At 70.8% G+C, this 12,987-nt stretch carries 9 protein-coding genes and 1 pseudogene; 2 read left to right on the top strand and 8 right to left on the bottom strand.

Going from position 1 to position 12,987, the window contains the following annotated elements:
• Nucleotides 1-11: 11 nt before the first annotated feature.
• The 3 genes from NT132_RS01165 to NT132_RS01175 form a co-directional block, all read right to left on the bottom strand.
• The gene (locus NT132_RS01165; protein ID WP_297783540.1) at nt 12-284 is read right to left on the bottom strand and encodes a YlxR family protein; all 273 of its coding nucleotides are present in this window, start codon (nt 282-284) and stop codon (nt 12-14) included.
• Between the two features lie 29 nt (nt 285-313).
• A complete protein-coding gene (gene nusA, locus NT132_RS01170; RefSeq protein ID WP_297783543.1) occupies nt 314-1,300 on the bottom strand; it encodes a transcription termination factor NusA in 987 nt (328 codons plus the stop codon).
• A gap of 115 nt (nt 1,301-1,415) precedes the next feature.
• Entirely contained in the window at nt 1,416-3,284 is a 1,869-nt protein-coding gene (locus NT132_RS01175; protein ID WP_297783566.1) for a lipase family protein, read from the bottom strand.
• Between the two features lie 93 nt (nt 3,285-3,377).
• On the opposite strand from NT132_RS01175, the gene NT132_RS01180 reads away from it, so the two are divergent.
• Nucleotides 3,378-4,208 carry a DUF1206 domain-containing protein gene (locus NT132_RS01180; protein ID WP_297783569.1) on the top strand — a complete coding sequence of 277 codons (831 nt, stop codon included), beginning with the start codon at nt 3,378-3,380 and terminating at the stop codon, nt 4,206-4,208.
• A gap of 68 nt (nt 4,209-4,276) precedes the next feature.
• Here the strand turns inward: NT132_RS01180 and NT132_RS01185 are convergent, their stop codons facing one another.
• From NT132_RS01185 to ispG, 4 genes and pseudogenes are all read right to left on the bottom strand, one after another.
• Complete coding sequence (locus tag NT132_RS01185; protein WP_297783572.1) at nt 4,277-6,031, bottom strand: proline--tRNA ligase; 1,755 nt, start codon at nt 6,029-6,031, stop codon at nt 4,277-4,279.
• Between the two features lie 52 nt (nt 6,032-6,083).
• Nucleotides 6,084-7,262 carry a benzoate/H(+) symporter BenE family transporter gene (locus NT132_RS01190; protein WP_297783575.1) on the bottom strand — a complete coding sequence of 393 codons (1,179 nt, stop codon included), beginning with the start codon at nt 7,260-7,262 and terminating at the stop codon, nt 6,084-6,086.
• A 54-nt stretch (nt 7,263-7,316) separates the two neighbouring features.
• A complete protein-coding gene (locus NT132_RS01195; protein WP_297783578.1) occupies nt 7,317-8,150 on the bottom strand; it encodes an SDR family oxidoreductase in 834 nt (277 codons plus the stop codon).
• Nucleotides 8,151-8,233: 83 nt separating this feature from the next.
• A pseudogene (gene ispG, locus NT132_RS01200) lies at nt 8,234-9,347 on the bottom strand (flavodoxin-dependent (E)-4-hydroxy-3-methylbut-2-enyl-diphosphate synthase).
• 195 nt (nt 9,348-9,542) lie between these two features.
• On the opposite strand from ispG, the gene NT132_RS01205 reads away from it, so the two are divergent.
• Nucleotides 9,543-11,450, top strand: coding sequence for a chorismate-binding protein (locus NT132_RS01205; RefSeq protein WP_297783581.1), 1,908 nt, complete (start codon nt 9,543-9,545; stop codon nt 11,448-11,450).
• A gap of 123 nt (nt 11,451-11,573) precedes the next feature.
• On the opposite strand, the gene NT132_RS01210 is transcribed toward NT132_RS01205, so the two are convergent.
• Complete coding sequence (locus tag NT132_RS01210) at nt 11,574-12,983, bottom strand: RIP metalloprotease (RefSeq protein ID WP_297783584.1); 1,410 nt, start codon at nt 12,981-12,983, stop codon at nt 11,574-11,576.
• Between the last annotated feature and the right edge of the window lie 4 nt (nt 12,984-12,987).

Below are 12,987 nucleotides of genomic sequence, written 5' to 3' on the forward strand. Positions count from 1 at the left end.
GCGGACGGGTCTCATTTCGAGCCGTTCACTTTGTATCCATAGCCATTCAGCCGTTTCTCGATGGTCTGCGTGTCAAGCGGAGCCGACACATGCAATGCCCGTACGAAAGCGCGACGCCGCAGCGCGGCATCCAGGCACTCTGGCACCGGATGGACCCATGCGCCCCTCCCGGGAAGCGAGGCCCGCTCGTCCAGGACGAGTTCGGAACCCCGCGCGACCACTCTCAGGAGAGCGGAGCGGGAAGCACGCGTGCGACAACCGACACACGTTCGTACGGGTCCCATGTTACACCTCGGCGGCTGCGACGCCGCGCTCAGCTCTCCAGGATCGAATCGGGCTGGATGTCGATCTTCGCACCGGTGAGCTTCGCCGCGAGGCGGGCGTTCTGGCCCTCCTTGCCGATGGCGAGGGACAGCTGGTAGTCGGGCACGAGCGCCCGCACAGCCTTGATCTTGGCATCCAGAATGAAGCTCGACGTCACCTTGGCGGGCGAGAGCGCGTTGGCGACGAACGCGGCGAGTTCCGGGTCGAAGTCGACGATGTCGATCTTCTCGCCGCTGAGCTCCTCGGTGACCGCACGGACGCGGCGCCCGAGCTCGCCGATGCACGCACCCTTGGCGTTCACGGCGGGGTCCTCGGTCCGAACGGCCATCTTGGTGCGGTGGCCGGCCTCGCGGGCGAGCGCCACGATCTCGACAACACCGGACGCGATCTCCGGGACCTCGAGCGCGAACAGCTTCCGGACGAGACCCGGGTGGGTGCGAGAGACGGTGATGGACGGACCCTTGCTGCCCTTGGAGACGGAGGTGACGTAGACACGGATGCGGGAGCCGTGCTTGTACTCCTCGCCGGCAACCTGTTCCTCGGGTGGGAGGATCGCCTCCACCGAGCCGAGGTCGACGTGCACCATACGCGGGTTCGGGCCCTGCTGGATGACGCCGGCGACGATGTCGCCCTCCTTGCCGCGGAACTCCCCCAGCACCGCATCGTCGGCGATGTCGCGCAGACGCTGGCTGATAACCTGCTTCGCGGCGAACGCGGCGATGCGGCCGAAGTCTTCGGGGGTGCTCTCCTCCTCGCCGATGACGATCCCTTCGTCGTCACGGAGGGGGACGAACACGGCGACGTGACCGGTCTTGCGGTCGAGCACAGCGCGCGCACCCTGAGGCAGTTCGCCGTCCGGGGAGGTGTGCTTGGCGTATGCGGTGAGGATGGCCTGCTCGATGATGCTCACGAGCTCCTCGAAGGGGATCTCCTTCTCACGCTCGACGGTGCGCAGCAGTCCGAGATCGATGTCCACGGTGGGGCCTCCCTTTTCAATTCTCGCCGGCGCCCTGCGCCAACATCCCTCCTACGTTACCCGATGGCAGCGGACCGGGAGGAGGTCACCGGCTCCGCGGACACGCCCGCGATCGTCACCGCGTGCAGTCGTCCAGCGGGTAGGACAGCTGCAGCGGGGTGGGGTCGTCGGTCATCAGCGTCCGGGTCCAGCGCATCAGCATCGGCAGCAGCTGCGACGGCGGCTGCAGGATGTCCTGGTGATGGTTGGGCGCCAGCACCTGCCAGCGCACCCGCTCCCCCGCGGCGCACAGCCGCTCCACGAGATCCTCCTGCGTGGAGGGTGGCAGCACCTCGTCCTGCGCACCCCACGCGACGAGGATCGGGGTTCCCCACGGGCCGCTCGCGGTGTTCTCGGCGAGGCGGCGCCCCATTGCACCTGTGGTCAGGTCACCAGTGTCGATGGGCTGATCCTCGCTGAGACCGAGCGCGGTCAGCGCGGAGATGACCACGCCCGGCTCGCTGAGGCAGCGTTGAGTCATCTCACGGATGATGGGCTCCGCCGCCGAGCTGACGTACTGGCCGAGGTCGATGTCGTCGTAGGTCTCGGAGTACGGCACGAGCACGAACGCCATCATGATCGTCAGCAGCGCGTTGTCCTGGGCACCGGCGGTGAGGATATCGGCGAGGGCCCGCGGGTCGGCCGCCGGAGAGATCGCCGCAGTGCCGCGGATGTCGAGCCCGGGTGCGTACTCCGGTGCCACCTGCGTCGTGAACAGCGCCGCGTGGCCGCCCTGCGAATGGCCCCACACCACGGTCCGGGGCGAGAGCACCAGATCGGTGTCGATCTCGCCTGCGGCCAGCACCGCATCCACCGAGGAGCGCCCCTCCCCCTCTCCGATGAGGTACGGGAACACGCCGGGCGCACCCTGACCGCTGTAGTCGGGGGCGACGACGACCCAGCCCTCCGCGAGCACCTGCTCAAGTGCCGGGATCGCCCACTTCGTCGCCGTGCCGTCCGCCAGGCTCGGTGCGCATCCACGGGCGACGCCGGTCGTCCCGTGCTCCCACACGATCACCGGATGCGGTCCCGGCTCGCTCTCGATGGGGGTGATCACCATGGCGCTCGCGAGCGCGGGCCGGCCGTTGGCATCCTGAGTCGTGTAGAGGATGCGGGAGACGTCCCCGTTCGCCGGTGACCGTCCGGCGTAGTCGCCGGTGCGGATCAGCCGACCGTGGCCGCTCGGCAGGTCGGCGGGCGGTGAGTAGAAACCATCGATGACGGGCGCACCGCCGGCGAGCCACTGGTTGAGGCCCCAGCTGCCCGCAACGAGCCCCACGAGGAGCAGCGACACGGCGTACCGGCCCACGGCGGCCCAGATGCGCGCGGCACGGGAGGGGGGCCGGCGGTCGCGGATCGTCTGGCCCCTGCGGAGGGCACGGGCGGCGCGGGCGAGGCGGGCACCGCGCGCGAGCAGCGTGAGACCGAAGACTGCCGTGCGCACCCCGAAGACGACCGCGACGAGCAGGAGGGTGACATCGGGCCAGGTGCGCGACAGCACGCCGAACGCGACCTGCGCACCGCCCCAGACGGCGGTCAGCACCCGCACGCTCACCGAACCGCGGACCACGGCGTCGCCGAGCGAGGCGAGGCCGCCGATGATCAGCAGGACCGACAGTGCGACAGGGAGCAGTTCGACGTTCCGGCCGAACCAGATCAGCACCGCGATACCGCCCACGATCCAGGCGATGCCGAAGATCCTCGTCCACCAGCCGGGCGTGCCGCGTCGGGAGATGAGTTCCACCACGCCCGCGACGATCGCGCTCAGCCCGACGTAGACGCCGAGCAGGACCAGGGAGGCGAGCGGGCGCACCACGATGAGCAGTCCCAGCGCGGCGATCAGGACCCCGACCAGCACGAGCACGCGCGGCGGCGCCTTCTCGAGGAGGCCCGGAAGTGCGCTCCACCGCATCCGTCGGGGTGCGTGCGGGCGCGTCGACGTCATCGAGTCAGGATAAAGGTGCTCCGACATGTCGGCCGATTCGGGGCGATGTCAAGTCGCGCCGACCGGGACCGCGTGCGCCCTAGGGTCGAGGGCATGTCCTCCGCCACCGATGCCCTGCGTGATGCGCGTCGGCAGCCGGTGGCACGCGTGCTCGCCCGCGCCGGCTACGCCGCCAACGGGGTCGTGCATGTGCTGATGGGAGCGATCGTCCTCGCCGTCGCCGCCGGTGGCGACGGCGAGTCGGACCACTCGGGCGCCTTCCGCGCCATCGCGGAGGCGCCGCTCGGCTTCGCGCTGCTGTGGATCCTGGCCGTGTGCCTGCTGGCGCTCGGGCTATGGCACGGCTCGTCCGCGGCGCTGGTGCGCGGCGACGGGCGCGCAGCGACCTGGGGCATGCGGCTGTCCGAAGGCGGGCAGGCCCTCGCCTTCCTCGTGCTCGGTGTCCTGTCCGCATCCGTCGCCCTGGGCGCGCGACCGCAGGGCGAGCAGACCGCGCAGGACGCCAGCCGCGGGCTCCTCTCGCTGCCCGCCGGCCCGTGGCTGCTGGGTGCCGTGGGACTCGGCGTCGGCATCGCCGGGATCTCGTTCATCGCGATCGGGGTGCGGCGCGGGTTCCGCAAGGTCATGACGATCCCGGACGACGCGGTCGGGCGCGCCGTCACCATCCTCGGCATCGTCGGGTACGTGGCGAAGGGCGTCTCACTCGTCGTCGTCGGCATCCTGCTGATCGTCGCGGCGATCACGGTCGACGCCGACGCGGCAGGCGGCCTCGACGGCGGCGTCCATGCCCTTCGCGGCATGCTGCTCGGACCGCTTCTGGTCGGAGTGGTCGGTGCGGGCCTGGTCGCCTACGGCGTCTTCTGCATGGCGCGGACGCGCTATGCCCGGCTCGACCGCCCCATGCGGCGATCCTCCTCGCGCTGAGCAGGCGACGACTCCTCAGAACCGCCGGCCAGCCGCCCGATACTGAGGAGTCGTGTCGGTTCGCGACGTCAGGCGCGCAAGCGGGTGACGGCCTCGGCGGCCGGCACGACCTCGCGGTCGCCGGTGCGCCGGTCCCACAACTCCACCTGGCCGTCGGCGGCGCCGCGACCCACGATGACGATGCGCGGCACGCCGATCAGTTCGGCGTCGCCGAACTTCACGCCGGGAGACACCTTCGGGCGGTCGTCGTAGAGCACGTCGAAGCCAGCGGTGTCGAGCTCGTCGGACAGCGACGCGGCGAGCTCGAAGGCGGCCGCATCCCGTCCGGTCGCGACCACATGCACGTCGAACGGGGCGACGGATGCGGGCCAGATGAGGCCCCTATCGTCGTTGTTGAGCTCGGCGATGATGGCGAGGATGCGGGTGACGCCGATGCCGTAGGAGCCCATGGTCACGGTGACGAGCTTGCCGTTCTCATCGAGGACCTTGAGCCCGAGCGCCTCCGCATACTTGCGGCCCAGCTGGAACACGTGGCCGATCTCCATGCCGCGGTCAAGGCTCACCGGCCCGGAACCGTCGGGGGCCGGGTCGCCGTCGCGGACGGTCGCGACCTCGACGAAACCGTCACCGGCGAAGTCGCGGCCGGCGACGAGTGAGTGGACGTGCTTCTGGTCGATATTGGCGCCGGTGATCCAGCGGGTGCCATCGACGACGCGGGGGTCGAGGAGGTATCGGATGCCGGTGGCGGACTCCTCGCCGAGCAAGGCACCCTGCTCCGACCAGGGCCCGATGTAGCCCTTGACCAGCAGCGGGTGCTTCGCGAAGTCCGCCTCGGTGGCGGGCTCGACGGATGCGGGGGCGAAGACGACCTCGACGCGCTTGTCATCGACATCGCGGTCGCCGGGCAGGCCGATGACCACGAGCTCGCGGGTACCGTCGAGGTGCGTGAGGGCGAGCACGACGTTCTTCAGGGTGTCCGCGGCGGTGTAATCACCGTCGAGCACGGCGTTGCTGTGCGCGACGAGCGTGTCGATCGTCGGGGTGTTCGGCGAGTCGAAGATCACCGGGTCCGGGAGCCCCTCGAACGGGATCGGCTCGGGAGCCAGGGTCGTGAAGGCCTCCACGTTCGCGGCGTAGCCGCCGGCCGAGCGCACGAAGGTGTCCTCGCCCACCGCGGTGGGGTGGAGGAACTCCTCGCTCCGCGACCCGCCCATGGCGCCGGCATCCGCCTGCACGATGACGTACTCGAGGCCGAGGCGCTGGAAGATCCGCTCGTATGCGTCGCGCTGCGCCATGTATGACGCGTCGAGACCCGCATCCGTGTAGTCGAAGGAGTACGCATCCTTCATGGTGAACTCGCGCCCGCGCAGGAGGCCGGCGCGCGGCCGTGCCTCATCGCGGTACTTGTCCTGGATCTGGTAGATCGACAGCGGCAGGTCTTTGTACGACGAGTACAGGTCCTTCACGAGGAGCGTGAACGCCTCTTCGTGGGTGGGCGCGAGCAGGTAGTCGGCGTCCTTGCGGTCCTTCAACCGGAAGATGCCGTTGCCGTACTCCTCCCACCGGCCGGTCGCCTCGTAGGGCTCACGCGGCATGAGGGCGGGGAAGTGCACCTCCTGCGCACCGGCGGCGGTCATCTCGTCGCGGATGATGTCCTCGATCTTGCGCTTGACCCGCAGCCCCAGCGGCAGCCAGGCGAAGATGCCGGGCGCCTGACGCCGGATGTACCCGGCGCGCACCAGCAGCCGATGGCTGGTGACCTCGGCATCCGAGGGGTCTTCGCGGAGCGTGCGGAGGAAGAAGTGCGAGAGACGTGTGACCACGAGTATCGAGTCTAGGCGCTGGGAGGGGTGGGGCCCGCGGGCCGGATGCGGCTCAGCGGCGCCCGGCGTGCAGCACGAGCCGGACGACGAGGCCCGCGACCAGTGCCCAGAACGCGGCGCTCACACCCAGCATCGCGACACCGGAGGCAGCGACGAGGAAGGTGACGACCGCGGGGATCCGCTCCCCCGGGTCGTCGATGGCCTGCTGCACCGCGGAGCCGAACGCCGCGAACAGGGCCAGGCCCGCAACGGCGGGGATGACGCCCTCGGGCGCGAGCACGACCAGCGCGGCGAAGACGGATGCGGCCGCCCCGAGCACCAGGTACGACACTCCGGTCGACACTCCCGCCGTCCACCGCCGCGCAGTGTCGGGTCCCGCGTCCGGTCCGGCGGCGAGCGCGGCACTGATGGCGGCCAGGTTCACCGCGTGCCCTCCCGCGGGGGCGGCGAGGGCCGTTCCGATGCCGGTGATGACCATGGCGGGCCGCCACGGCACGCGGTAACCGAAGCTGCGCATGATCGCGACACCGGGGACGTTCTGCGAGGCCATGGTGACGATGTACAGCGGCAGCGCGATGCCGACCACGGCGCCCGGCGTGAGGATCGGCGCGGTGAGTTCCAGGTGCGGGAGGAGCAGCGTGGGATCGACTGAGGCGCCTTCGGCGATGAGACCCCCCACGACGACGACGGTCGCGGCGACGAACGCGAGCGGCACCGCCCACCGCGGTGCGAAACGGGCGAACACGAGCCACGTGAGCACGACCGGCACGACGCCCCACGGGTTCAAAACGAGGCCGGTGACCGGTGCCAGGCACAGCGGCAGCAGTACACCGGCGAGCATCGCCTGCGCGCGGGAGGGTGGGATGCGGGCGATGAGCGACCCGAGCTGCGGCCAGAGCCCGGTGACGATGACGAGCCCGCCGACCAGCAGGAACGCGCCGACCGCGGCGGGCCAGCCGCCCTCGATCGTCCCGGTCGCCGCGAGGAGCGCCGCCCCGGGAGTGGACCAGGCCGCGGTGATCGGCATCCGGTACCGCAGCGACAGCACGATGCAGGCGCCGCCCATCGCGACGCACAGCGCGAGCAGGCCGCTGGCCGCCTGCCCCGCCGTCGCGCCGACCGCGGTGAGACCGGTGAGCACGACCGCGAAGGAGCTCGAGAAGCCGACGAGTGCCGTGACGATGCCGGCGACGACGGGCCGCGCGGCGGCGGGAGGCGTCTGAGCGGTCACCGCCGCCACGCTAGCGCACCACGCGGCCCCGACGATGCGAGGCCCCGCGGGGACTCAGCCCTGCGGCAGTGCGATGAAACCGGAGCGGACGCCGGCGACCGTGCCGCCGTCGACAAGCAGGTCGGTGCCGGTGACGAACGACGCCTCGTCGCTCAGCAGGAACGCGGTGGCGTTGGCGATGTCGTTCGGGGTGCCGAGGCGACCGGTGCCGGATCCCTCGACCATGACCCGCATCCCGGCGCCGGACTCACCCGCGAGCTCCTCCTGACCCATCGGCGTCGAGATGACACCCGGGCTGATGCTGTTGATGCGCGCCCCGCGTGCACCCCAGGCCTTGCTCGCCGCCTGCACCCGCACCTGGTTGCCGCGCTTGGCGATGCTGTAGGCGGCGCCGGGGTTCGGCACCGCGGCCTCCTGCAGGAACGGCAGCGACAGCAGCTGGTCGCTGGGGGTGAGCGCCAGCGCGCCCTCCATCTCGGCCGGGAAGTGTCCGATGCCGAACGATCCGGCCATGCTCGCGATCACGACGCCGGCGCCGCCGGGGGCGATGACCTTGGCGAACTCATCCAGGCTCACCGCGACGCCGAGCAGGTCGACACGCAGGATGGCACCGGTGGGCGCCTGCGTCGGGGAGAGCCCCGCGGTGTGGGCGACGGCGGTCACGGGCCCGAGGCTCGCGGCGAACTCCGCAAGGGCGGCGACCGCGGCCGCATCCGACACGTCGGTCACCTTCGTGTGTACGTCGAAGCCGTCACCGCGCAGGCTCGCGGCCACCCGCTCCAGCGTCGCCTCGTTGAAATCGGCGAGCACGACCGTGCGCCCTGACCCGCTGCGACGCGCGATGGCCTCGCCCATGCCGCCGACTCCGACGACCACCAGAACAGACATGATTCCCTTCCCGCGCGGCGCGAACGCGTCACGACAGGATGAGTCTGCCACCGGATGCGGGGGTTTACTCCCGGCCGGGAATATCAGGCCGTGATGACCTGTGCGGTGCCGATGGCCGCATCCGGGCCCATCTCGGCGGCGATGCGGTTCGCCTCTTCGATGAGGGTCTGCACGATCTCGGCCTCGGGCACGGTCTTCACGACCTCGCCCTTCACGAAGATCTGGCCCTTGCCGTTTCCGCTCGCGACTCCCAGGTCGGCCTCACGCGCCTCGCCGGGACCGTTGACGACGCAGCCCATGACGGCGACGCGCAGCGGCACGGTCATGTCCTTGAGACCCTCAGTGACACTGTCGGCGAGGGAGTACACGTCGACCTGGGCGCGGCCGCACGAGGGGCACGACACGATCTCGAGACGGCGCTCGCGGAGGTTCAGCGACTGCAGGATCTGCAGGCCGACCTTGACCTCCTCTGCGGGAGGCGCGGAGAGGGAGACCCGGATGGTGTCGCCGATGCCCTCGGAGAGGAGGATGCCGAACGCCGTCGCAGACTTGATGGTGCCCTGGAAGGCGGGACCCGCCTCGGTCACGCCGAGATGCAGCGGCCAATCGCCCCGTTCGGCGAGCAGGCGGTAGGCCTGCACCATGATGACGGGGTCGTTGTGCTTCACCGAGATCTTGAAGTCGTGGAAGTCGTGCTCCTCGAACAGCGACGCCTCCCACACGGCGCTCTCAGAGACGCCGGTCGAGCGAGCCCGCGTTCACCCCGATGCGCAGCGACACCCCCGCGTCCTTGGCGGCCTTCGCGATCTCGCCGACCTTGTCGTCGAACTGACGGATGTTGCCGGGGTTCACCCGCACGGCAGCGCACCCGGCATCGATCGCCTGGAACACGTACTTCGGCTGGAAGTGGATGTCGGCGATGACCGGGATCTGGCTCTTCTTCGCGATGATGTGCAGCACATCCGCGTCGTCCTGACTGGGCACGGCGACGCGCACGATCTCGCAGCCGGCGGCGGTGAGCTCGGCGATCTGCTGCAGCGTCGCGTTGATGTCGGTGGTCTTGGTGGTCGCCATGGACTGGACGCTGACCGGGGCATCGCCGCCGACGAGGACCTTGCCCACGCGGATCTGCCGGCTCTTACGGCGGGGGGCGAGGGTCGCGGGGACGAGGGGCATCCCGAGATTGACTGCTGGCACGTCCATTAGCCTACGCCGCGCCACCTGAGCGAGGCCCGAGGCGTCGGAGCGCGCCCCGGGGTGTGGTAATTTCGGCCCATGCTCGCGAACCGCTCTTGGTGGCTCACCGCCTGAGGCGGTGTGCGCGTGCGACACGACCGCCTTCCGGGGCGGTCTTCTGCGTCAGGCGGCCGCTCCCACGACGAAAGATCTGCCATGACCGGAACCGCCTCGGCCGTCCTCACTGCTCTCGCTTCTGCGCGCGAGCCGTTCGCGTTGATCGCCCGGGAGCCGGGCTGGGTCGAGGTGCTCACCGGACGTGTCGTCGACGTCGACCTGCTCGCCGAGATCCCGCTGACGGATTCCGATGGTCGGGATCGCGAGGTGCTCGCCCTCGTGCCGTTCCGTCAGGTGACCGAGCGCGGCTTCGCCTGCCATGACGACGCCGCGCCGCTGCGCTGCCTCGTCGTCGAGGAGCACCGGCGCTTCTCTCGGGCCGAGGTGATCGAGGCGCTGCCGACCGCCCAGATCCCGCTCGGCGACGCCGGTTTCGATGTCGCAGACGACGACTACGCCCGGATCGTCCGCACCGTCATCGCGGACGAGATCGGCAGCGGCGAAGGCGCCAACTTCGTCATCCGCCGCGACTTCACCGCATCCGTCGACGCCGACCCGCGCACCGCGGCGCTCACCTGGTTCCGGGCCCTGCTCGAGCACGAGAAGGGCGCCTACTGGACGTTCGCGGTCGTCACCGAGGGCCACGTCGCGGTCGGCGCCAGCCCCGAGGCACATGTCCGCGCCCACGGCGGGGTCGTCACGATGAATCCGATCTCCGGTACCTTCCGCCACCCGGCGGGCGGCGCGACGCCTGAGACCCTGTCGGCGTTCCTCGAATCCACCAAGGAGACCGAGGAGCTGTTCATGGTGGTCGACGAGGAGCTGAAGATGATGAGCGCCGTCTGCAGCGACGGCGGCCGCATCACCGGACCGCACCTCAAGGAGATGTCCCGACTCACCCACACGGAGTACGAGCTGGAGGGACACTCCACGCTCGACCCGCGCGACATCCTGCGCGAGACGATGTTCGCCCCCACGGTGACCGGCTCCCCCATGCAGAACGCGTGCACCGTCATCACCCGGCACGAGCAGACCCCGCGCGGCTACTACTCGGGCGTCGCGGCCCTGTTCACGCCGGCAGCGCACGGCGCCGGGCACGATCTCGACGCGCCCATCCTCATCCGCACCGCGTACCTCGTCGACGGGATGCTGCGCGTCCCGGTGGGCGCGACGCTGGTGCGTCACTCCGACCCGGCGGGCGAAGTCAGCGAGACCCACGGCAAGGCCGCGGGGGTCCTCGGCGCCATCGGCGCCGTGCCGCGCGACGAGGCGCCCGCAACGGACGCCGATCCGGACGAGCCCGCGCCCGAGCCGCGCCCACTGGCGGAAGACCCCGGCATCGCGGCCCTGCTCGCCTCGCGCAACAGCCGGCTTGCCGCGTTCTGGCTGAACCCGCAGGACGTCACCGGCGAGGGCCCGTTCGCCGGGCACACCGCTGTCGTCGTGGACGCCGAGGACCGGTTCACCACGATGCTCGCGCATCAGCTGCGCCACCTCGGGCTCGCCGTCGAGGTGGTGCCGTGGGCGCAGGCGACCCCGGAGGTCGTGGACGCCGCGGATCTCGTCGTCTCCGGCCCCGGCCCCGGCGACCCGCGCGATCCGGACAGCGCACGGATGGCACGGATGCGGGAGGTCGTGGGCCGCCGGCTGGAGTCCGGGCGGCCGCTCCTCGCCGTCTGCCTCAGCCACCAGGTGCTCGCGAACCGGCTCGGTATCGGCCTCGCCTCGCTCGACCGGCCGCATCAGGGCCTGCAGAAGACCGTCGACGTGTTCGGCGAACCCGCATCCATCGGGTTCTACAACACGTTCACCGCACGGGTGCCCGCCGGAACCACGCACGTCGGCCCCGCCGAGATCGCCGCGGACCCGGAGACGGGCGACGTGTACGCGCTCCGCGGCGTGGGCTTCGCCTCGGTGCAGGGGCACCTCGAGTCGATCCTGTCGCGCGACGGTATGACGACGCTGGAGCGCCTGGTCGCCCAGGGCATGATTCCCTTCGGCAGCTGACCCGCACGAAACCGAGGCCCGCGTCGCCTGAGCGCGCGAGACCACATCCGTTCCGCGAAACCACATCGGATCGGATGTGGTCTCGGCGAACAGATGTGGTCTCGGCGCGCGGGAGGACGCGCGTCAGAACAGAGAGATCGGGTTCACCAGGTCGGCAAGGATGAGGACGCCGCCCATCACGACGAGCGCGATCACCACGACAAAGGTCAGTGGCACGAGCTTGGTGGCGTCGACCCGCTTCGGCGGCGGCCGGCGGAACACCTTCGCCCAGACGCGCTTCGCACCGTCCCAGAGCGCCACCACCACGTGGCCGCCGTCGAGCGGCAGCAGCGGGATGAGGTTGAACACGAACAGCGCGATGTTCAGCGAGCCGAGCAGCCCGATGATGAACGACACCCGGTTGAGGACCGGGGCGTCGGATGCGGCGGCCTCCCCCGCGATGACGCTCGCCCCCACGACGCTCAGGGGGCCGTTGGGATCGCGCTCGGATCCGGTGAACAGCGACACCGCGGTGTCGTAGACCTTCACCGGCAGCTGCCACATGATCCCGGCGACCGCGCCGACGTTCTCGAACGCGGTGGTCGGGCCGGCCCAGATCGGCTGGCGGACATAGGCGCTGGTGGGGCGGATCCCGATGAAGCCGACCTCGGTCGAAGACACGGTGCCGTCGGCATCCGTGACCGGGTCACCGTTCGCGTCGAGGACGCCCGCCGGGATCGCCACCGGGGTCACCGCGAGGGTCTGCTCCGTGCCGTCACGGCGGACGACGACGCTCAGCTGCTCGCCCGCGGCGTCCTGGATGAGGGCGGAGGCGTCGGCGAAGGTGGCCACCGGGGTGCCGTCGATCGAGACGATCTCGTCGCCTGCTTCGAGGCCCGCCGCGGCGGCCGGGGTGGTGCCCGGGGTGCAGTCGTCGGTGGTGGCGGAGGCGGGGACGCAGTCGCTGAGCGAGGCGATCGTGGTCGTCGCCGTTTGCAGGCCGATGCCGCTGAGAAGGATCGTGAACAGGACGATCGCGAGGAGCAGGTTCATGACCGGGCCCCCCAGCATGATGACGACGCGCTTCCACACCGGCAGCCGGTAGAACACGCGATCCTCGTCCGCCCCGATGAGGGTCTCGTCGTTGGCGGTGCGGGCGTCCTGCACCATGACAGAGAAGAAGCGGCCCGCCGTGCGCGGCGCGGGGCGGGCGACGCCGGCCTCGGCGCTCCCGGATGCCGCCTCGGCGCCCCCGGATGCGAGGTCGGTGCTCACGGCGTCCGCCGGCGCACCGACCGGCACGGCCTCGGCCGCCGAGGGCGGGTACATGCCGGCCATGGAGATGTAGCCGCCGAGCGGGATCGCCTTCACGCCGTACTGCGTCTCGCCCTTGCGGCGCGAGAAGAGCGTCGGGCCGAAGCCGATCATGTACTGCCCCACCCGCACGCCGAACTTCTTGGCGGGGATCAGATGGCCGAGCTCGTGCAGCGCGATCGAGGCAGCGAGCCCGAGCACGAGCACGACGATGCCGACGACGAAGGCGAGAACGGTCACGATC

The sequence above is a fragment of the Microbacterium sp. genome (genome assembly GCF_026393345.1).
Classification (GTDB): Bacteria; Actinomycetota; Actinomycetes; order Actinomycetales; family Microbacteriaceae; genus Microbacterium.

What these genes read in the sequence shown, in the direction of transcription:
- NT132_RS01175 (WP_297783566.1), bottom strand. Translation starts at nt 3,284, where the DNA reads ATGACGTCGACGCGCCCGCACGCACCCCGACGGATGCGGTGGAGCGCA.
- NT132_RS01195 (WP_297783578.1), bottom strand. Translation starts at nt 8,150, where the DNA reads ATGTCTGTTCTGGTGGTCGTCGGAGTCGGCGGCATGGGCGAGGCCATC.
- NT132_RS01180 (WP_297783569.1), top strand. Translation starts at nt 3,378, where the DNA reads ATGTCCTCCGCCACCGATGCCCTGCGTGATGCGCGTCGGCAGCCGGTG.
- NT132_RS01205 (WP_297783581.1), top strand. Translation starts at nt 9,543, where the DNA reads ATGACCGGAACCGCCTCGGCCGTCCTCACTGCTCTCGCTTCTGCGCGC.
- NT132_RS01165 (WP_297783540.1), bottom strand. Translation starts at nt 284, where the DNA reads ATGGGACCCGTACGAACGTGTGTCGGTTGTCGCACGCGTGCTTCCCGC.